Below are 19,359 nucleotides of genomic sequence, written 5' to 3' on the forward strand. Positions count from 1 at the left end.
TGACAGCCTCTCAGGCCTGGACGCTACTCTCGTCGATCCAGTGCGCGACCTTGTCGCCCTGATAATCCCGCATCCACTCGAACAGCTGCGCCATGTCTTCACCAAACCATACGCTGTCGCGCTGCGTCTGGCGCACGAAGCCTTCGCCCGCCATGTGATCGACCATGCCACGCAGCTGACTGTAGTAGCCGCGCACATCGAGGAAGGCGCAGGGATAGCGATGCAGCCCCAGCTGCGCCCAGGTCAGCATCTCGAACATCTCGTCCATGGTGCCAAAGCCACCGGGCAGGGCGACGAACGCGTCGGACAACTCATACATGCGGGTCTTGCGTTGATGCATGGTCTCGACCACGTGCATTTCGGTCAGGCCGGGATGCGCCACTTCGCGCTCCACCAGCTGACGCGGGATGACGCCGATCACCTTGCCACCGGCGGCCAGCACCGCATCGGCCAGGGTGCCCATCAGGCCAACCTTGCCGCCGCCGTAGACCAGCGCGATTCCGCGACGCGCCATTTCGGTGCCGAAGGCGCGTGCCCGCTCGACGTACTCGGGGTGCTTGCCGCTGCTGGAGCCGCAGTAGACACACAGGGAAGTCACTTCAGCCAAAACTCATTACCTCCAGAAGCGCGAAACCCGTCCCGAGAGCCTTGTACAGGTTCTCGGGACGGGTCGCGGGTCATGCGAACAGGGAGTGAACGTTCACATCTGCCGTCATCAATTGCCCTTGTGGATCGCGCGCTTGTCGACCGACAACGCGGCCTCATGCACGGCTTCGGACAAGGTCGGATGCGCATGGACGATACGCGCCAGATCTTCGGCCGAACCCTTGAACTCCATCGTGACCACGGCTTCGGCGATCAGCTCGGACACGCCCGGGCCGACCATGTGCACACCGAGCACGCGATCGGTGTCGGCATGGGCAATCACCTTGACCTGACCGACGGCTTCATTCATCGCTACCGCACGACCGATCGCTGCGAACGGGAAGGTGCCGACCTTGTACGGAATGCCGGCGTCCTTGAGTTCCTTCTCGGTCTTGCCGGCCCATGCAATCTCGGGCTCGGTGTAGATCACCCAGGGGATCGTGTCGTAGTTGACGTGACCAGCCTTGCCGGCGATCCACTCGGCGACGGCCACGCCTTCCTCGGAGCCCTTGTGCGCAAGCATCGGGCCGCGCACGGCATCACCGATCGCCCACACACCGTCGACGCCGGTGTGGTTGTGTTCGTCGACCACGATGCGGCCGCGCTCGTCCAGCTTCACGCCGGTGTCGGCAGCGAGCAGACCGTCGGTGTAGGCACGACGGCCGACGGCGACGAGCAGCTTGTCGACGACGAGGCTCTGCTCGCCGTCCTTGTCGGTGTACGTGAGGTGCACGCCATCGTTCTTGACTTCGGCCTTGCCGAGTTTCGCGCCGAGCTTGATGTTGAGGCCCTGCTTGGCGAACTCACGCTGCGCGATCTTGGCGATGTCCGCATCCGCGACGCCGAGGAAATCCGGCAACGCTTCGATGATGGTGACGTCGGCGCCGAGGCGCTTCCATACACTGCCGAGTTCCAGGCCGATCACGCCCGCACCGATCACGCCAAGGCGCTTCGGCACTTCGGTGAAATCCAGCGCGCCGGCGTTGTCGACAATGGACTTGCCGTCGAACTTCGCGAACGGCAGCTCGATCGGCACCGAGCCGGAGGCGAGAATCACGTTGGTCGCGCTGATGGTCTGTTTGGCGCCGTCTGGACCCGTGATTTCGACGTCGTTGCCTTTGAGCAGCTTGCCGGTGCCGAAGAACGGCGTGATCTTGTTCGCCTTGAACAACTGCGCCACGCCACCGGTGAACTGCTTGACGATCTTGTCCTTGCGCCCGACGAACGTCGGCACGTCGATGCGCGCGTTGTCGGCACTGATACCGTGCACGCCGAAGTTATGCGTAAGGTTGTGGAACTGGCGCGAGGAATCGAGCAGCGCCTTGGACGGAATGCAGCCCACGTTGAGGCAGGTGCCACCAAGCGCCTGCTTGCCGTCCTTGCCGGCGAAGGCGTCGACGCAGGCCGTCTTCAGGCCCAGCTGTGCGGCGCGAATCGCAGCCACATAGCCGGCCGGGCCGGCGCCGATGACGATAACGTCGAATTTGTCGCTCATGGTGAGGGATTCCTTGGGGAGCGTGTCTTTGGGGATGGACAAGTAGCGAGAGACGAGTAGCGAGGGCGCAAGTTCGATGGTTCTTGGCAAGCGCGAGGTGCCGCTTGTCGCGCCCTCGCTACTCGCCCCTCGTCCCGATCTTTGATCGCAAAGCGATCAAAGGCCAAGCAGCATGCGCTGCGGGTTCTCCAGCTGGTTCTTGATGTCGACCAGGAACAACACCGCGTCCTTGCCGTCGATGATGCGATGGTCGTAAGAGATCGCGATGTACATCATCGGTGCGGCGATGATCTGGCCGTTCTCGACAATCGCGCGATCCTTGATCGTATGCATGCCCAGGATGGCGCTCTGCGGCGGATTGACGATCGGCGTCGACAGCAGCGAACCGAACGTGCCGCCGTTGGTGATCGTGAACGTGCCGCCCTGCAGATCATCCAGCGACAGCTTGCCGTCGCGCGCCTTCTTGGCGTAGTCGGCGATGCCCTGTTCGATATCGGCGAAGCCCATGTTCTGCACGTCGCGCAGTACTGGCGTCACCAGGCCTTTCTCGGTGGACACGGCGATCGAGATGTCCTGGTAGCCGTGATAGATGACGTCGTTGCCATCGACCGAGGCATTCACCACCGGGTAGCGCTTGAGTGCTTCAGCGGCAGCCTTGACGAAGAAGCTCATGAAGCCGAGCTTGATGCCGTGTTCCTTCTGGAACGCATCGCCGAGCGACTTGCGCATCTTCACGACTTCAGCGAGGTTCACTTCGTTGAACGAGGTCAGCATCGCGATCGAGTTCTTCGACTGCATCAGGCGCTCGGCAATCTTCGCGCGCATGCGGGTCATCGGCACGCGCTCTTCCGGACGTGCACCCGGAGTCGGCTTCGCAGCCGGCGCGGCAACGTTGCCACCCTTGCCGTAGTTGACGAGGTCTTCCTTGGTCACGCGGCCATCGCGGCCAGTGCCAGCAACCTTGGATGGGTCGATTTTCTCTTCGGTAGCGACGCGCAGGCCGGCCGGGGAGAGATCTTCAGCGCCCTTGGTGGCAGCCTTTGGTGCGGCAACAGCAGGCGCGGCGGCGGCCGCGGCAACGCTGGCCTTGGGCTCTTCCTTCGCAGGGGCTGGCGCAGCAGCAGCGCCTTCCTCGATGATCGCGATGATCTGCGAGCTGTTCACCGTGTCACCGACCTGGTGCCGGATTTCCTTCAACACGCCATCGACCGGGGAGGGCACTTCAAGCACGACCTTGTCGGTTTCGAGATCGACCAGGTTCTCATCGCGCTTGACCGCATCACCGGCTTTCTTGTGCCAGCTTGCGATGGTGGCGTCGGAGACAGACTCGGGCAGAACAGGGACTTTGACTTCGATGGACATAAATGATCCTTGGGTTTTACTCAGCCGAGTGATCGGTGCCGACTGCCGCAACCAGCGCTTGTTCAACCAGCGCTGCCTGCTCGGCGAGATGGGTGTTGAGATGACCGGCGGCCGGTGCCGGCGAGCGCGCGCGTCCCGCGTAGGAGAGGCTGTGCTTGCTGCCGATGCAGGCCTGCAGGTGATGACGGATCTGGAACCATGCACCCTGGTTCATTGGTTCTTCCTGACACCAGATCACTTCCTTGGTGGCAGGATATTTGTTCAATTCAGCGGTGACTTCGGCACGCGGGAACGGATACAGCTGCTCGACGCGCACAATCGCGACATCGGTGATACCGCGCTTGTCGGCTTCTTCCAGCAGGTCGTAGTAGACCTTGCCCGAACACAGCACCACGCGCTTGACCTTCTTCGCCGGCAGCTCGCGATGTTCGCCGATCACCAGCTGGAAGCTGCCGTTGGCCAGCTCGTCCAGCGTGGACACCGCCAGCTTGTGGCGCAGCAGCGATTTCGGCGTCATCACGATCAGTGGCTTGCGCGCCGCGCGCAGCATCTGGCGGCGGATCATGTGGAAGTCCTGTGCCGGTGTAGTCGGCACGCAGACCTGCATGTTTTCCATCGCGCACATCTGCAGGAAGCGCTCGATACGCGCCGACGAATGCTCCGGGCCCGCGCCTTCGTAACCGTGCGGTAGCAACAGCACCAGACCGCACAGGCGGTTCCATTTCGCCTCACCGGAACTGATGAACTGGTCGATGACGACCTGGGCGCCATTCGCGAAATCGCCGAACTGGCCTTCCCAGATGTTGAGCGTGTCCGGATCGGTCGTGGAGTGGCCGTACTCGAATGCCATCACCGCTTCTTCGCTAAGCAGCGAATCGATGATTTCCACGTCGGCGCCGTCGCGCAGCGTCGCCAGCGGCATGTAAGTATGGCCGTCCTTCTGGTCGTGCAGCACGGCATGACGATGGAAGAATGTACCGCGGCCAGAGTCCTGGCCGACCAGGCGCATGTCGCAACCGGCATCGATCAGCGTGGCGTAGGCCAGGTTTTCAGCGAAACCCCAATCCACGGCCTGCTCGCCGGCGGCCATCTTGCGGCGGTCGTCGTAGATCTTCGCTACGCGCGCCTGCAACGCGATGTCGGCGGGCAAGGCGAGGATCTTGTTGTTGAGTTCGTGCAACTTCGCTATCGGAACCGTGGTGTCGGTCGGCGTCGACAGCTTGCCACCGATGAAACGGGCCCAGTCGACATGGCCGTCGCGCGTTGGCGACGAATCGAGGTCGGTCATCGGCGCGCCGGCTTCGAGCCGCTCGCGATAGGCCTCGAACTGCTTCTGCGCATCACCTTCGGCCAGCACGCCTTCCTTGACCAGCTTCTGCTGGTAAAGGTCACGCGTGGTGGGCAGCTTGCGGATGACCTGGTACATCACCGGCTGCGTGGCGGCCGGCTCATCGGCCTCGTTGTGGCCGTGGCGGCGGTAGCAGACCAGGTCGATCACCACGTCGCGGCGGAACTGCTTGCGGAAATCGTAGGCGAGGCGGGTGACGGCAATCACCGCTTCCGGGTCATCACCGTTCACATGCAGCACCGGCGCGTTGACCATCTTGGCCAGGTCGGTGCAGTACATCGTGGAACGGGCGTCCTGCGGATTGGAGGTGGTGAAGCCGACCTGGTTGTTGATCACGATGTGCAAGCTGCCCCCGATCTTGAAACCGCGGGCCTGCGACATGTTGAACAGCTCCATGTTCACGCCCTGGCCGGCCAGCGCAGCGTCGCCATGGATCAGCACGGCCATCGACTGCGTGTGCGTGGTGTCGCGACGACGGTTCTGACGGGCATGCACCGAGCCAGCCACCACCGGATTGACGATCTCCAGGTGCGACGGGTTGAACGCCAGCGCCACGTGCACGCCACCCTTGGGCGTCTTGACGTCGGCGGAGAAGCCCAAGTGGTACTTCACGTCGCCCGAATGGGCCGGGTCATCCGGATGTTCGAACTTGCCTTCGAACTCATCGAACAAAGTCTTCGGCGGCTTGCCCAGGATATTGACCAGCATGTTCAGGCGGCCACGATGGGCCATGCCGATCACCAGCTCCTTGATGCCGTTGTCGCCGGCCGCGCGCACGACATCGTCGATCATCGGGATCAAGCTGTCGCCGCCTTCCAGCGAGAAGCGCTTCTGGCCGACATATTTGGTGTGCAGGTAGCGCTCCAGACCTTCGGCTGCGGTCAGGCCATCCAGCACGCGCTGCTTGCCTGACTTGTCCAGGGTGCTCGTGCCCGCGGCCTGCTCCAGCCGGCTGTAGATCCAGTTGCGCTGCTCATGATTGCTGATGTACATGAACTCGGCGCCGATCGTGCTGGCGTAGGTCTTCTGCAGACGTGCCAGCAGGTCGCGCAGTTTCAGCCGCTGGCCGTTGCCGGCGTAGTTGCCGGTATCGAATTCGGTATTCAGGTCGGCATCGCTCAAGCCATGGAAGGCGAGCCCGAGATCCGGCGCCGCCATCTTCTCGGTCAGGCCGAGTGGATCGAGATTGGCGGCGAGATGGCCGCGCGAACGGTAGGCGGTCAGCAGGCGCAGCACACCGGCCTGTTTGCGCGCGTGCTCGTCGCTCATCGGCGCGGCGGTAGCACCATTGGTATAGCGCTGTTTCTGCGCCGCTTCGATACGCGCAATGGCCGCGGTGTGGGATACATCCCCCGACTCGCGACCCTTGAACGTCTCAAAATATTTGCTCCACTCGGCGGGTACCGACGACGTGTCGGCCAGCCATGCGTCGTAAAGCGATTCGACATAGTCGGCGTTGCCGCCAGCGAGTTGGGAGGACTCGGAAAACTCGCGGATCAGATTTGTACTCACGTCACCACCGGCAGGGAAGGGATGCTTGCAACCATCCGTGTGGCCTTGAAGTCGCGGCTATCTGTCGGGATTCAAGCCCGACCGAGCCTTCAAACGGATGATTGGAGGGAATCCGGTCAATTATAGCCTTGCCCTGCGGCGAGGCGGCAACCTTGAAGGTGCGCGGGATGGGCTGCTGACGGGCGGTTGGGACCCGAGAAGACTCACTTTTCGCCGCAAGTAGCGGTTTTTATGCGCCGTTGATCGCCAAAACGGGAAACCCGTCAAGTCTGCTGGTGTTCAGCCGGGCCCGCACGTCGCCAGCGCGCCCCTGAACATGGTCGGCTAGATATTCAGCGCCTGCAGCACACTGGCCCGCTCCGCTCGCTCCCACACTTCATCGAAATGCTGCTGCAGCGGTGCCTGCGCCGCTCGGTCGCGGCAGGCAGCGCGGCCTTGCGGCCGGTTCGCCTCGGGCAGAAATAGGTAGCCGCCGACATCGTTGAGCAGGTAGGCCGAGAGGTAGGCGAGATCTGCTTCCTCCACCGGCATGCGGATCTGCAATGCACTTGGCAGGCGCTGTGCCAGGGCGACCAGCCGGTGGTCGTTGCGCAGGGCCGCTGCCGGATCGTGCAGCAGGACCCGGATCTGCGCGCCGCGACCGGAAATCGCGATACGGCGCAGCTCGGCAAGTTCTTCCGTGCTGGCATAGCTGTCGTTGTCGAGCAGTGGCAGATAGATGGCCAGCCGATGCCGCGTCTCTTGCAGCAACTGCAGCCGGGTCGCCGCGGTTTCGTTGCGGCTACCGGTGGGCAGCGGGCCGATGTCACGCGTCACGCTTTCATTTGCCTGGTCGAGGTCATCGACGATCGATGACAGGATCAGGCGCATTTTTTGATGCGGCAGGCCGGCATCTTCAAACACGTCGTCGTACGCGCTGAAGCCATCGCGTTCGTAGAATCCGATCGCGCTGACCTGCGCGTCCAGCGCCACTTCGGCCCAGCCGTGGGCGCGGGCGCGTCCGATCAGTTCGCGCAGCAAGGCTCGGCCTACACCGCCGCCGCGCCATTCCTGCAGTACCGCCATGCGGCCGATCTTGTGCTCGGGCGTCAGCCGCCCGCAGCCGATCGGCAGGCCAGCATCATCGCGCGCCAGTACATGCCAGCAATCGGGATCGAGTCCGTCCCGCTCGCGCGCCTCGGGCACCCCCTGTTCCTGGATGAACACGGTGTGGCGCAGGTCGAGCAGGGCCGCGCGTTGATCCTCACGCGACCAGTCGGCAACTTCAACATGGAAGTTTTCCAGCTTCATCGACGACGGGATTTTTGCAGCAGCAGGTGACCATCGTTGACCAGTGCCAGCCACAGCGCGAGTTCGTCGCTGCCGGGCTTGCGTGGAATGTCGAGCGAGCGTTGCTCGCACAACTGCTGTGCCTGGGACGGTGTCGCTGGGTACGCGTGACCGCTCACATAGAGCGTGCAAGCGGATTTGCCACGGCTCCAGGCCAGCCGCGACCAGGGGTGGCGCAGCAGTTGTGCGCCAGCCTTGAGTTGTTTGGCCAGGCTTGCTGCATCCAGCGGTTTGTCTAGCGCCGCGGGCACCTGCGCATTGCGATAGCGGGTGATGAAGCGGCCAAACCAGTCACGCAACATGTCGTCGCTGAGCGCGGCGGCAAAAGGCAACGCGGTGCGCAGGCGTTCAATGGCGGCGCGGTCGATCTCGCCTGTAGCTTTGGCCGGTTTCAGATCGGGATCGGCGTAGCGCAATTCTTCCGGCAGGTGCTCCGCGATATGGTCGGCCAGGTCGCCGGTCAGCTCGGCCTGCGACGGTGCGCGCATGCCGATCGAGAACGTCATGCACGGACCGCCGAACGCCACGCCGTCATGCGGCACACCCGGCGGCAGATACAACATGTCGCCCGGATCGAGCAGCCATTCGTGGGTCGGCTCGAAATGAGCGAGCTGTTTCAGCTCGACGTCGTGGCGAAACTCCTTCGGTGCCAGGGGATCATCGCTGATGCCCCAGTGGCGCTGGCCGAGGCCCTGCAGCAGGAACACGTCGTACTGGTCGACATGGGCGCCGACACCGCCGCCCGCTTCGGCGTAGGAAATCATGATGTCGTCAACGCGCCAGCTCGGCAAAAAGTTGAAGTGCTCGAGCAATTTCGCGACATCCGCATCCCACTTGTCGACATCCTGCACCAGCAGGGTCCAGTGGGTGCTCGGTGTCTTGGCGAAGTCGTCCTCGCTCAGTGGACCGGGGTGGACGTGCCAGCGGTCGCGCTTTTCGTCATGCACGATCAGTCGTGCCAGCGCGGCCGGCTCGCAGGCCAGTCCGGCCAGGTCGTTCGGTTCCAGCGGCGGCACGAAATCGGCGAATGCGTTGCGGATCAACAGCGGCCGTTTCTGCCAGTAGTCGCGCAGGAACTGCGCCGGACTCATGCCCAGCGGGTGGCTTGCGGTTCCACGGACTTCGAGTGGAAGGGTCTTGCGAGAGGGTTTGGAGATGGCCATGCGCCATTGTAGCGGCGCGTCGTCGGGCTGTGGCGTGCCGCTCAGCGCATCAAGCTGATGGCGTTGTTGATGCCCAGCGCCAACACGGTCAAACCGGCAAGCAGGGTAGCTATCCGTGGCGGCATGCGGCGCGCCAGCAACGCACCAAACGGCGCGGCGACGACACCACCGACGATCAGGCCCAGCATCACGATGGGCTTGCCGGCGCCGATGCTGAGCAGAAAGGTGGCACTGGCCGCCGCGCTCACCACGCACTTGGCCAGATGCACGCTGCCGATCACGCGACGCGGTTCCATTTTGCGGGCGACCAGGGTGGTCACCGTCAGTGCGCTCCAGCCACCACCGCCGACGGCATCGAGAAAGCCTGCCACCAGACCCAGCGGGGCGGTATCGCGAGGCACGTTGGTTTGAAACTCGTCAGCACGACTTGTCCGAAGCAGCAGGAACAGGCCGATCAGCAACAGGTACGGCGTCAACAGCACTCGCACCCAGTGGACCGGCAGATGAGTCAGCAGGCGTGCGCCGATTACCGCGCCGATCACGCCGGGTATCACCAGCATGAAAAACAACTTCCAGCGCACGTTGCCGGCAATCAAGTGACTGATGCCGGATGCGCCACTGGTAAAAGTCTCGGCGTAATGCACGCTGGCACTCGCCATTGCCGGTGGCATGCCGAGACTCAGCAGCATGCCGGCCGAAGTCACGCCGTAAGCCATGCCAAGCGAGCCATCGATCAGCTGGGCGGCAGCGCCGACAGCCACGTAAGTGAAGAACTCAGCTACCGGCGACATGGCGTTCCACGCTGGCGGAGAGGCACTAGGTCAGATCGCCTTTGCCAGTTCGATCGCCCGCCCGATATAGCTGCCCGGCGTCAGCGCCTGCAGCCGCTGTTTCGCATCCGCCGGCAGATCCAGACTATCAATGAAGGCGTGCATCGACTCGCGGGTGATGCCCTGGCCACGGGTGAGTGCCTTGAGCTGCTCATAGGGCTCGGGCAGGCCGTAACGGCGCATGACGGTCTGCACGGCTTCGGCAAGCACTTCCCAGCTGGCGTCGAGGTCGGCGGCGATCCGCTCCGGGTTGATGGTGAGCTTGCCTAGACCCTTCTTCAATGATTCCAGTGCGACCAGCGTATGGCCGAACGCGGTGCCGAGCGCACGCAATACCGTGGAGTCAGTCAGGTCGCGCTGCCAGCGGCTGATCGGCAGCTTCTCGGCGAAGTGGCCGAGCAGGGCGTTCGCCAGGCCGAAGTTGCCCTCGGCGTTCTCGAAGTCGATCGGGTTGACCTTGTGTGGCATGGTCGACGAACCGACTTCGCCAGCCTTCAGCGCCTGCTTGAAATAGCCGAGAGAAATGTAGCCCCAGATGTCGCGCGCGAGGTCGATCAGGATGATGTTGGCGCGGCGCACCGCGTCGCAGTATTCGGCGACCCCGTCATGCGGTTCGATCTGGGTGGTGTAGGCGTTGTAACCGAGGCCAAGGCTCTCCACGAAACGCTGCGAAAACGCCTGCCAGTCCACTTCGGGATAGGTGATGACGTGGGCGTTGTAGTTGCCGACCGCGCCGTTGATCTTGCCGGAGATTTCCACGCCCGCAAGCTGTGCGCGCTGGCGTTCGAGGCGCGCCACCACATTCGCGATTTCCTTGCCCAGCGTGCTGGGCGAGGCAGTCTGTCCGTGCGTGCGCGACAGCATCGGCAACGCGGCGTTCGCATGCGCCAGTTCGCGCAGCTGGGCGATCACCACGTCGAACATCGGCAGCAGTACCTGCTCGCGCGCATCGCGCAGCATCAGTGCGTAGGACAGGTTGTTGATGTCCTCGCTGGTGCAGGCGAAGTGCACGAACTCCTTCGCTTGCGCAAGGCTGCCATCGGTGCCGATGCGTTCCTTGATGAAGTACTCGACCGCTTTCACGTCGTGATTGGTGGTCGCTTCGATCGCCTTGATCCGCGCGCCGTCGTCCACGCTGAAATCGGCGGAAATGGCTTTGAGCGTGCCAATTTGGCTCGCCGTAAACGGCGCCAGTTCAACGATCCGCGTGTCGGCAGCCAGCGCCAACAGCCATTCGATCTCCACCTGCACGCGGCGATGCATCAAGCCGTACTCGCTGAAGATCGGGCGCAATGCTTGGACCTTGCTGGCGTAGCGGCCGTCCAGTGGTGATAGGGCGGTCAGGGCATGGGAGGACATCGACTGTTCCGTAAAGCGGGAAAGCGCGCATTCTACAACGTGTGGATTCCCATCCGTTTTTGCCGGCCCGAGTGGCGGGATCTTGAATTGTTGCGAATCATTCCTATCCTGAATCATGCAAAACGTCGACAAACTCGTGAACCCTTCCAAGAGCACAGGACAGCTGCAGATGAACACGTTCCGTAAAGAACACGACAGCATGGGTGAATTGCAGGTACCGGTCGACGCCTTGTATGGCGCGCAGACCCAGCGCGCGATCGACAATTTTCCGATCTCCGGGCTGCACCTGCCGCGTCAGTTCATCCGCGCGCTGGGCCTGATCAAGGCAGCGGCGGCCGAAGTCAACCTGTCGATGGGTTACCTGAAAAAGAGCCAGGCGGCGGCGATCCGCAAAGCCGCGCTGGCTGTGGCGGACGGTCAGCATGACGCGCATTTTCCGATCGATATCTTCCAGACCGGTTCGGGCACCAGTACCAACATGAATGCGAACGAGGTAATCGCGCACCTAGCCGTTGAAGGCGGCACCAAGGTGCACCCTAACGATCACGTCAATTATGGGCAGAGCTCGAACGACGTGATCCCGACGGCGATTCACGTCAGCGCCACGCTCACTACCACCGAGCAACTGCTGCCGGCGTTGAAACATCTGAAAAAGGCCATCGACAAGCGCGCCCGCGAGCTCAGGAATACTCCCAAGACCGGTCGCACGCATTTGATGGACGCGATGCCGATCACGTTCGGCCAGGAGCTCTCCGGCTGGGCCGCACAACTGGCCTCGGCGATCGAGCGTATCGAGGATGCGCTGAAGCGCATGCGCCATCTGCCGCAGGGCGGTACGGCGGTGGGCACCGGCATCAACGCCGATCCAAAGTTCGGCCCGGCGGTCGCCGTACAGCTGAAGAAACTCACCGGAGTGAAGTTCGAATCGGCCGAGAACTATTTCGAGGGGATGGCATCGCAGGACGCCGCGGTCGAGCTGTCCGGGCAGTTGAAGACGCTCGCGGTGGCGCTGATGAAAATCGCGAATGACTTGCGCTGGATGAATTCCGGTCCGTTGGCGGGTCTGGGCGAGATCGAGTTGCCGGCGTTGCAACCGGGTTCGTCGATCATGCCGGGCAAGGTCAACCCGGTGATTCCGGAAGCCACCGCGATGGTCGCCGCACAGGTGATTGGCAACGACGCGACGATCACGATTGCGGGTCAGTCCGGCAATTTCCAGCTCAACGTGATGTTGCCGCTGATCGCCTACAACCTGCTGCAGTCGATCGATATCCTGGCCAATGTAAGCGTACTGCTTGCCGACAAGGCCATCGCTGGCTTCAAGGTCAACACTGAAAGGGTGAATCAGGCGCTGGCGATGAATCCGATTCTGGTCACAGCGCTGAACCCGGTGATTGGTTACGAGAAAGGAGCCGCGACCGCGAAGCAGGCCTATAAGGAACATCGGCCGATCATGGACGTGGCGCTCGAAACCACCGGATTGTCGAAGGAAGAGCTGAAACGTTTGCTCGACCCGCTAACCCTGACTCGGGGTGGCATCCACGGCGAGTGATCCGATGCAAGCCCATAAAAAGCCGCCCATAGGCGGCTTTTTATTCCGGATGACCAGGACTTATCGTCCGAAGAGGAGAGATTTCGCGAGAAAAAACATCACTAGCGCTATTGAGCCTTCAATAAAGCGCCATGACGCCGGCTTTGCCAGCAGTGGTCGCAACCATTTTGCGGCATAGCCGAGCGAGAAGAAAAAAAGGAACGAAGCCGTGATGGCACCCAATGCAAACGCCAGTCCTGCCCCCGGAAAGCGGGTTGAAATGGTGCCTATCAACATGACCGTATCGAGATAGACATGCGGGTTGAGCCAAGTAAACGCCAAGCAGGTCATTACTGTTTTGCGAAGTGAACTGACGGCCTGGTCTGACGTCACGAGTGAGCCGGTCGATCGAAAAGCAGATATGAGACTCTTGCATCCATACCAGATAAGAAAGGCTGCGCCACCGTAGCGCATAACCGAATCGACCCAGGGAGCGGCGGCGATGATTTTGTGAAAGCTACTGACCCCGAACGAGATCAAGATCGCATCTGACAATGCGCAAGTCATAACAACCACAAGGACATGCTCATTCCGGAGACCTTGGCGCAGAATGAAAGCATTCTGCGCGCCGATCGCCATAATAAGAGTGAGTCCCGTAGTGAGTCCCGTAATATAGGCCGTCGCGTTGATCATCGACTGAGCGTCTTGCGGTAGTCGGGGTGCGACAGCAGGTGTGTATGGCAGCGGTCGAAATGGTCAATTGGAACGCTGGGAAACAGGTGGTGGATAAGGTGATAGCAGTCGTTACGTGGAAACAGGATTACGCGCAATGGTGCCGGAACGATCAGGTTGCGCGATTTCAATATGTCGTCGCCAGAATGGATTCGTCCACCGTGATCGACGCAATCGGTCCAGTAGTTGATGGCTGGATTGATCCAGACGAACGGAATAACGACGAACAAAAGTAGGGCTAGTGGCGCGAACCACGCGAAGACTACAGCACCGATAACCAGTCCAAGCTTGAATACGGCAAAGTTCTGCCCATCCCTCGCCGTCAAATCGAGGCTCACGTAGCGGCGCAAATGCAATCCGAGCAGTGGTGTAAGTATATGCCTCCCCAGCACTCGCCATGTCAGTCCGTGCTCGAACGCGAACTGCCTCAGATTGCCGAAGTCGCGGTCTCTATCATAGTCGCCCAGATAGGTGTGGTGGGACAGGTGATCTTTGCGATAGGCGGCGAATGACTTGAGGATCAGGGCCGAGGACAATTTACCGAAGAAGTCATTGTCCACGCGGTCTTCAGAGAAGGCGAAATGAGCGCATTCATGCACAATGTTGTTTATTCCCCGGAGACGCGTGCCGATGAAAATCATCGGCAACGGAATGAAAACCATATTAATTCTATTCGTATGCAAGAAAAATATACCGGCCTGAATCGCGACAATAATCTGCATCATGTAAGAAAAAAGGATCGCCGCCGAAGCAAGATGCGAGTTTTTTCGAAGCTCCTTGAACGACGAGGCATATTTTCGCCGGATTTCACTGCTTGACATGATAGCTCATACCGTTCGGGACAGAGCTAGCAGTAGTTCACTCGCAGCGTTACGTCGTGTTTACAAAGCTATCTAAGTAAAGCGATACCTAGGTAGTTATAGGGCGTCTCTCGGTGACAGACGTGTCGTGAGACACGTGCTTTACGGCATGCCTGAAGCGACTGATGAAATCGCTCTTGCGAAGCCTTTTTTTGCGTGCGGAAACTATGTCGCTATTCATTACTGTGCAGAAACCAAATTTTGGTGGCTATCTGTCTATATTGGTCGACTACATGCGCATTTCATCGGACTCAGACCGACATAGCACAAAGACTCAGACCGACAGAGCACTCAGGCTCGGGCCGACAGAGAACTCAGAATCAGGCCGACAAAGCAAAATGACTCAGGGCGACAGAATACAGAGACTCAGGCTGACAGAGCACAAAGTCGCAGGCTGACAGAGCTCTCAGACTCAGGCCAACAGAGCGCAGATCTGCAACGCGATGCCCTACTGGGGGCTGGCTTTGATGCTCGACATCTGTTTGAGGATCACGCCTCTGGTGCCAAGGATGATCGATCGGGTTTGATCCAAGCGCTGGCGTTCGTCCTACCGAGCGATTTGCTCGTCGTTTGGAAGCTGGACCGCCTCGGCCGTTCGCCGCCGCACCTGCTTAAGATCGTGAATGCACTCAAGGAAAAAAAATAGCCTTTCGCTCGAACCGATGCGGGTGTCCACAGCATCTGCCGGAGGTTGGCGCCGTGCAGCGAGGAAGGGTGCAGCGACTGCCAAGCAGGGCCTCAAGGAAAAACGACCGATCATGGACGTGGCGTTGGAAGCCACCGGATTGTTGAAGGAAAAGCTGAAACGTTTGCTCGACCCGCTGACCCTGCCTGGGGGTAGCATCCACGGCGAGTAATCCGATGCAGGCGAATAAAAAGCCGCCCGTAGGCGGCTTTTTATTCGGGCGACTCGGTGATCAGCCGCGATGGTGGTCTTTCAGGCCACGCAGACAGTCATCGGCTTCATGGGCCTTGATCAACGCATAGGGTTGAAACGCCGAAAGTTGACCGGCCAATGTTTCCTGGGTTGTTCTGAGGTCAGCCAGATCGTTGCATACCAGGGCCGCCTGAGCCTCGACCTTGGCTGCACTGGCGTTGACTTCACTGTCGATCTTGTCGGTGTTGCCGCTGGCCAGGCCGGACGCCACGCTGCTGAGCGCTTTGCTTGCCGTAGCCATGCCTGCCTTGCCGGTGGCTATGCCGTGATCGCGCAGGGTCAGTGCCGTGGTGTAGTAATGCGTGAGCAGGTCGCGCTCCGGCGTCGTTACCGGGACGCTTGTACCGGCGATGCTCAGGTCACCTGCGGCGGTGATATCGGCATCGGCACGGCCGGGTGCATGAACCGCGATGCTGCCTTCGTGGATGCTGATGTGGTCGGTGACGGTGTCGTCGTTGTCACTGATATTGCAGCCGGCAACGCCTACGACGATCAGAAACATTAGAGGTAACAGGTAAGGCCTCATCTTGGACTCCTTCAGTATGGCGGTGTGCGTCGTTGCCATGGCGGCAGCCGGGCAGGTTGCTCCCTGCACGGCTGCCCGTCGCATCAGCTGTCGTCGCGCCAGCGGCGGAACCAGATGGCGCCGACGATCATTGCTGCACCTGCCACCGCACCGACCAGGAATTCAGGTGAAGCCAGCAGCGCATAGTTGTGCGACACGGCGAGCGCACTGGAGAAGACTTGATGCCCGTCGGCGCCAGCGAGATCGATCTGCGAGTTGCCATGGTCGAACAGCTGTCCGGGGATCCAGCCGCCAGGAATCACGCTGAGCAGTGAACGCGCCACCATATTGCCCCAGAACCACTTGTCGCTCAGGTTGAACAGACCCATCAGGTTGAACCAGCTGACGAAGATGCCGCTACCAATCGGGATGATCAGCGCCCACAGGAAGGGCTTGTTGCGAGCCCATGCCGAACACAGCATCAACCAACCCACGGTGGGCAGCGCCCAGACCACATACAACGGGATGCAGCTGAGCATGCTGGCAGCGATGTTGAATGGATGCGGCAGTGTCCACAGCATCTGCCACAGGTTTGCACCATGCAGCGAGGCGGTGATCGCCATCATGACCATGATCAGCAAACCGGTAACCACGCTAGTGACGATGGCAATGGCCGGTACCAGTACGGTGGCGCAGAAAGCCTTGGAAAGCACTGTATCGCGATCGGAGATGGGTAACGATTTCCAGAACAGGATACTGCGGTCACGACGATCGTCGTACAGCGAACCCAGGCAGTAGAAGAACACCACCAGGAACATCACGATGCCGATCAACACAATGGGCGCCAGGATGATTACGTCCAGTGCCTTGCCGATGGTTTGCAGTGCATCGGGGCCCATGTGCGCCGTGATCGTGTTGAAGTCGATACCTTGGACTTGCACACCGCGACGCGCGCGGAACACTTCGCTGGTAACAAGGCTCATCAAGGTCAGCAGCAGCATGACGCCGCCGGTGATGATGGGCGCCCACAGAAAGCTGCCCCGATGTTCCCAGAACTCGCGCTTGACCAGCCAATAGAAGGTTTTCATGCGTAGGTTTCCTTCATGGTGGCGACGAACAGGTCGCTGACGGAAGGCCGGCGGACTTCGCCCATGGCCTCCAGTTGCGCGCGCTCGACACCGTCGAACAGAAAAATGCTCTTGCCGAATACCTGGCGCTCGTCCAATGGCTTCAATGCACGGGCGGCGGGGGCTTTGTCGGCGTTCACCATCACTTCGATAAAGCGTTCGCCGATCGCGTCCATGTCGGCGTCCAGCACGATCTTGCCGTCACGGATAAACATCAGGTCGGTGAGGATGTGTTCGACCTCTTCCACTTGATGAGTGGTGACGATGATCGTCTTGTTCTCGTCGAAGTAGTCTTCCAGCAGGTTCTGGTAGAACTGCTTGCGATAGAGGATGTCCAGGCCGAGAGTCGGTTCGTCCAGGATCAGCAAGCGGGCGTCGATCGCCATGACCAGCGCCAGGTGCAGCTGCACGATCATGCCCTTCGACATCTGCCGCACGCGCTGGTTGGGCGTGAGTTTGGTGCGGGCCAAAAATGCCTCGCATTTCTTGCGGTCGAAGCGCGGATGCACGTTGGCGACAAAGTCGACCACCTCATGCACGCGGATCCAGCGTGGCAGCACCGCGACATCCGCAATGAAGCAGACTTCGCCCATCAGACTGTCGCGCTGCTTGCGTGGATCGAAGCCAAGCACGTTGAGTTCGCCGGTGAAGTCGGTGAGGCCAAGAATGGCCTTCAGCGCGGTGGTCTTGCCGGCCCCGTTGGGGCCGATCAAGCCCACGATGCGACCGGGTGCGATCTGAAAACTCACGTTGTCCAGCGCCAGCGAGGACTTGTACTGCTTGCTCAGGCCACTGGCCGTGATCACCGCGCTCATGATTGATCCTCCTTGTTTGCCTGGTCTTTGTCGGCGTGTGCTTCGCGCATCAGCGTCTTGAGATCCAGTCCCAGTCGTTCCAGTCGTGCAAACAGGACTGGCCATTCTTCGCGCAGGAACCGCTCGCGTTCCGATTTCAGCAGCGCCTCGCGGGCGCCTTCGATGACGAACATGCCCAATCCCCTCCGTTTTTCAACCAGTTGTTCGTCGACCAGTTCCTGGTACGCCTTGGAGACGGTCAGCGGATTGATTTGAAAATCCGCGGCCACTTGGCGTACCGACGGCAGCGGGTCGCCCTCGTTCAAGGCGCCGTCCAGGATCATCGCGACCACGTGCTGATGCAGTTGGCGGTAGATCGGGACGCTGTCGTTCCAGGTAATGGACATGAAGTTATTCCTTGCCAATGCGACCGAATTTGCCAAACGAATAGTAGGGCATGGCCAACGGGGATCCGGCCAGGCTTGCCTGCTCGGCGCCGCCCATGCGACTAAAGGCCGGAATCGTTGCGATACCTACTACGTCGATGTCTGCCAGCAGGGCGGCGGCGCGACGTTCCTCGGCACTCGGGTAAACATTGACGGGTGCCAGGTCGATGACTTTGCGGCCGTTGATTTCGCTCGGCGCCTGCGGGCTGCCATTGGAATGTGTGCCGCTCAGGCTGACGGTGGTGAACAAGCTGGCGCTGGTAAACAACACGGCAGCGGCGATGGCGATGACGTTTTGCGCTTTCATGACGTGTCTCCTTAGTGAGCTCGTTGGGTGGTGTTGTAGTGAACTATAACACCGACTTTCGAGCTGTCAACAGTCGATTTGCGTTTTTCAACATGACTGATGGCCTATATGGCGAAAGAAGGGGTGGATTGGCTGGCGCCGAATCAGGAGAGAGCGCCGTTACGTCGTGATAGCCACAGCAGGGCCGCCGGGCGCGGCCGGGGGGGGGGCGACCATCAATCGTCGCCGCTGACAGACATCGTCAGTAGGGTTTCTTGGTGGGGGCGGGCAGGTGAGGCGGCAAGTTTCTCGCCGCGTTCCGCGTTAGCTCTGGCGCGGCCAGTATTTGCTTGGCCCGCGGCGATCCTGGATCTCACGCGCCAGGGCCTTTCATTCAGTGGTTTGACCTGCTCCAGACACCCGCCGACACAAACGCAAACGGCCCCGAAGGGCCGTTGCGCACACTATTCGGTGAAAGCTTAGGCGGCTTTAGCCGTCAGTGCGTTGATCGCGCCGATCGAGGCCCGTGCAGACGCAATGGCGCCCGCCTTGTGCTCGTCACTGATGGCAAGTCCTTCGGCGCGGACAAACTCCGGCTCGGTGATACCGATGAACCCGAACACGGCGCGCAGGTAGGCTTCCTGGAAGTCGAAGGCTGCAGCCGGACCTTCGCTGTACTGGCCGCCACGACTGGAGGCGATGATCACCTGCTTGTCGCCAGCCAGGCCTTCAGGGCCCTTCTCGGTGTAGCGGAAGGTCTTGCCAGCCACGGAAATACGGTCGATCCACGCTTTGAGTTGGCTGGAAATGCCGAAGTTGTACATGGGCGAGCCGATCAAGACGACGTCGGCGTCCAGGAATTCCTCCAGCACCTGGGTACCCAATACGGCAGCGGGGTCGCTGGCATCAGCCACGGGTGTCCAATGCGGCAGCGGTTCGGCAGCCAGGTCGCGGTACTGGACCTTGATGCCCGGCGTGCGGCGCTTCAGCTCGGCTACGATGTCGGCGGTCAGCTGGCGCGAGACCGAATAGCTACCCAGGGCGCTGGAATCGATATGCAACAGTTTCATGATGAGGTTCCTGACTGAGCCGGTTGAC

At 60.9% G+C, this 19,359-nt stretch carries 18 protein-coding genes and 1 pseudogene; 3 read left to right on the forward strand and 16 right to left on the reverse strand.

Annotated elements, in window-relative coordinates:
• Nucleotides 1-10: 10 nt before the first annotated feature.
• The 8 genes from HDE77_RS05880 to purB form a co-directional block, all read right to left on the reverse strand.
• On the reverse strand, nt 11-607 hold the full coding sequence (locus HDE77_RS05880; RefSeq protein WP_184416224.1) for a TIGR00730 family Rossman fold protein: 597 nt from the start codon (nt 605-607) through the stop codon (nt 11-13).
• A 108-nt stretch (nt 608-715) separates the two neighbouring features.
• Nucleotides 716-2,140, reverse strand: a complete 1,425-nt coding sequence (gene lpdA / locus HDE77_RS05885) for a dihydrolipoyl dehydrogenase (RefSeq protein ID WP_184416225.1) — start codon at nt 2,138-2,140, stop codon at nt 716-718.
• Between the two features lie 156 nt (nt 2,141-2,296).
• Nucleotides 2,297-3,502 carry a 2-oxoglutarate dehydrogenase complex dihydrolipoyllysine-residue succinyltransferase gene (odhB, locus tag HDE77_RS05890; RefSeq protein ID WP_184416226.1) on the reverse strand — a complete coding sequence of 402 codons (1,206 nt, stop codon included), beginning with the start codon at nt 3,500-3,502 and terminating at the stop codon, nt 2,297-2,299.
• A gap of 16 nt (nt 3,503-3,518) precedes the next feature.
• On the reverse strand, nt 3,519-6,362 hold the full coding sequence (locus tag HDE77_RS05895; RefSeq protein WP_184416227.1) for a 2-oxoglutarate dehydrogenase E1 component: 2,844 nt from the start codon (nt 6,360-6,362) through the stop codon (nt 3,519-3,521).
• A gap of 324 nt (nt 6,363-6,686) precedes the next feature.
• Entirely contained in the window at nt 6,687-7,652 is a 966-nt protein-coding gene (locus HDE77_RS05900; protein ID WP_184416228.1) for a GNAT family N-acetyltransferase, read from the reverse strand.
• Nucleotides 7,649-8,854, reverse strand: coding sequence for a cupin domain-containing protein (locus tag HDE77_RS05905; RefSeq protein WP_184416229.1), 1,206 nt, complete (start codon nt 8,852-8,854; stop codon nt 7,649-7,651). Before HDE77_RS05905 ends, HDE77_RS05900 begins: the two co-directional genes overlap by 4 nt.
• 41 nt (nt 8,855-8,895) lie before the next feature.
• A complete protein-coding gene (locus HDE77_RS05910) occupies nt 8,896-9,645 on the reverse strand; it encodes a sulfite exporter TauE/SafE family protein (RefSeq protein ID WP_184416230.1) in 750 nt (249 codons plus the stop codon).
• Between the two features lie 30 nt (nt 9,646-9,675).
• The gene (gene purB, locus HDE77_RS05915) at nt 9,676-11,043 is read right to left on the reverse strand and encodes an adenylosuccinate lyase (protein WP_184416231.1); all 1,368 of its coding nucleotides are present in this window, start codon (nt 11,041-11,043) and stop codon (nt 9,676-9,678) included.
• A 169-nt stretch (nt 11,044-11,212) separates the two neighbouring features.
• Here purB and HDE77_RS05920 point away from each other — a divergent pair, with 169 nt between their 5' ends.
• Nucleotides 11,213-12,595 (forward strand): class II fumarate hydratase, encoded by a 1,383-nt coding sequence (locus HDE77_RS05920; RefSeq protein ID WP_184416232.1) that lies wholly within the window; start codon nt 11,213-11,215, stop codon nt 12,593-12,595.
• Nucleotides 12,596-12,655: 60 nt separating this feature from the next.
• Here the strand turns inward: HDE77_RS05920 and HDE77_RS05925 are convergent, their stop codons facing one another.
• Together HDE77_RS05925 and HDE77_RS05930 are read right to left on the reverse strand one after the other, a co-directional pair.
• A complete protein-coding gene (locus HDE77_RS05925) occupies nt 12,656-13,267 on the reverse strand; it encodes a LysE/ArgO family amino acid transporter (protein ID WP_221444139.1) in 612 nt (203 codons plus the stop codon).
• The gene (locus tag HDE77_RS05930) at nt 13,264-14,127 is read right to left on the reverse strand and encodes a fatty acid desaturase (protein WP_184416233.1); all 864 of its coding nucleotides are present in this window, start codon (nt 14,125-14,127) and stop codon (nt 13,264-13,266) included. The genes HDE77_RS05925 and HDE77_RS05930 overlap by 4 nt, the downstream gene beginning before the upstream one ends.
• A gap of 433 nt (nt 14,128-14,560) precedes the next feature.
• Here HDE77_RS05930 and HDE77_RS05935 point away from each other — a divergent pair, with 433 nt between their 5' ends.
• Nucleotides 14,561-14,812 (forward strand): recombinase family protein, encoded by a 252-nt coding sequence (locus HDE77_RS05935; RefSeq protein ID WP_184416356.1) that lies wholly within the window; start codon nt 14,561-14,563, stop codon nt 14,810-14,812.
• 64 nt (nt 14,813-14,876) lie between these two features.
• Nucleotides 14,877-15,023, forward strand: a pseudogene (aspA, locus tag HDE77_RS05940) (aspartate ammonia-lyase); the annotation flags it as partial.
• 60 nt (nt 15,024-15,083) lie between these two features.
• Here aspA and HDE77_RS05945 read toward each other — a convergent pair.
• The 6 genes from HDE77_RS05945 to HDE77_RS05970 all read right to left on the reverse strand — a co-directional run bounded on the left by HDE77_RS05945 (nt 15,084) and on the right by HDE77_RS05970 (nt 19,331).
• Nucleotides 15,084-15,629, reverse strand: a complete 546-nt coding sequence (locus HDE77_RS05945) for a hypothetical protein (protein WP_184416234.1) — start codon at nt 15,627-15,629, stop codon at nt 15,084-15,086.
• A gap of 83 nt (nt 15,630-15,712) precedes the next feature.
• Complete coding sequence (locus HDE77_RS05950; RefSeq protein ID WP_184416235.1) at nt 15,713-16,696, reverse strand: hypothetical protein; 984 nt, start codon at nt 16,694-16,696, stop codon at nt 15,713-15,715.
• Nucleotides 16,693-17,550 (reverse strand): ABC transporter ATP-binding protein, encoded by an 858-nt coding sequence (locus HDE77_RS05955; RefSeq protein ID WP_184416236.1) that lies wholly within the window; start codon nt 17,548-17,550, stop codon nt 16,693-16,695. The genes HDE77_RS05950 and HDE77_RS05955 overlap by 4 nt, the downstream gene beginning before the upstream one ends.
• Nucleotides 17,547-17,936, reverse strand: coding sequence for a GntR family transcriptional regulator (locus HDE77_RS05960; protein ID WP_184416237.1), 390 nt, complete (start codon nt 17,934-17,936; stop codon nt 17,547-17,549). The genes HDE77_RS05955 and HDE77_RS05960 overlap by 4 nt, the downstream gene beginning before the upstream one ends.
• A 4-nt stretch (nt 17,937-17,940) precedes the next feature.
• Nucleotides 17,941-18,282, reverse strand: coding sequence for a hypothetical protein (locus HDE77_RS05965; RefSeq protein ID WP_184416238.1), 342 nt, complete (start codon nt 18,280-18,282; stop codon nt 17,941-17,943).
• 458 nt (nt 18,283-18,740) lie between these two features.
• On the reverse strand, nt 18,741-19,331 hold the full coding sequence (locus HDE77_RS05970; RefSeq protein ID WP_184416239.1) for an FMN-dependent NADH-azoreductase: 591 nt from the start codon (nt 19,329-19,331) through the stop codon (nt 18,741-18,743).
• Between the last annotated feature and the right edge of the window lie 28 nt (nt 19,332-19,359).

The organism is Rhodanobacter sp. MP7CTX1 (assembly GCF_014205795.1).
Taxonomy (GTDB): Bacteria; Pseudomonadota; Gammaproteobacteria; order Xanthomonadales; family Rhodanobacteraceae; genus Rhodanobacter.

Bases quoted from the DNA above. Each gene is read 5' to 3' on its own strand.
- lpdA (WP_184416225.1), bottom strand. From the start codon at position 2,140: ATGAGCGACAAATTCGACGTTATCGTCATCGGCGCCGGCCCGGCCGGC.
- odhB (WP_184416226.1), bottom strand. From the start codon at position 3,502: ATGTCCATCGAAGTCAAAGTCCCTGTTCTGCCCGAGTCTGTCTCCGAC.
- HDE77_RS05900 (WP_184416228.1), bottom strand. From the start codon at position 7,652: ATGAAGCTGGAAAACTTCCATGTTGAAGTTGCCGACTGGTCGCGTGAG.
- HDE77_RS05905 (WP_184416229.1), bottom strand. From the start codon at position 8,854: ATGGCCATCTCCAAACCCTCTCGCAAGACCCTTCCACTCGAAGTCCGT.
- HDE77_RS05910 (WP_184416230.1), bottom strand. From the start codon at position 9,645: ATGTCGCCGGTAGCTGAGTTCTTCACTTACGTGGCTGTCGGCGCTGCC.
- purB (WP_184416231.1), bottom strand. From the start codon at position 11,043: ATGTCCTCCCATGCCCTGACCGCCCTATCACCACTGGACGGCCGCTAC.
- HDE77_RS05920 (WP_184416232.1), top strand. From the start codon at position 11,213: ATGAACACGTTCCGTAAAGAACACGACAGCATGGGTGAATTGCAGGTA.
- HDE77_RS05925 (WP_221444139.1), bottom strand. From the start codon at position 13,267: ATGATCAACGCGACGGCCTATATTACGGGACTCACTACGGGACTCACT.
- HDE77_RS05930 (WP_184416233.1), bottom strand. From the start codon at position 14,127: ATGTCAAGCAGTGAAATCCGGCGAAAATATGCCTCGTCGTTCAAGGAG.
- HDE77_RS05945 (WP_184416234.1), bottom strand. From the start codon at position 15,629: ATGAGGCCTTACCTGTTACCTCTAATGTTTCTGATCGTCGTAGGCGTT.
- HDE77_RS05950 (WP_184416235.1), bottom strand. From the start codon at position 16,696: ATGAAAACCTTCTATTGGCTGGTCAAGCGCGAGTTCTGGGAACATCGG.
- HDE77_RS05955 (WP_184416236.1), bottom strand. From the start codon at position 17,550: ATGAGCGCGGTGATCACGGCCAGTGGCCTGAGCAAGCAGTACAAGTCC.
- HDE77_RS05960 (WP_184416237.1), bottom strand. From the start codon at position 17,936: ATGTCCATTACCTGGAACGACAGCGTCCCGATCTACCGCCAACTGCAT.
- HDE77_RS05965 (WP_184416238.1), bottom strand. From the start codon at position 18,282: ATGAAAGCGCAAAACGTCATCGCCATCGCCGCTGCCGTGTTGTTTACC.
- HDE77_RS05970 (WP_184416239.1), bottom strand. From the start codon at position 19,331: ATGAAACTGTTGCATATCGATTCCAGCGCCCTGGGTAGCTATTCGGTC.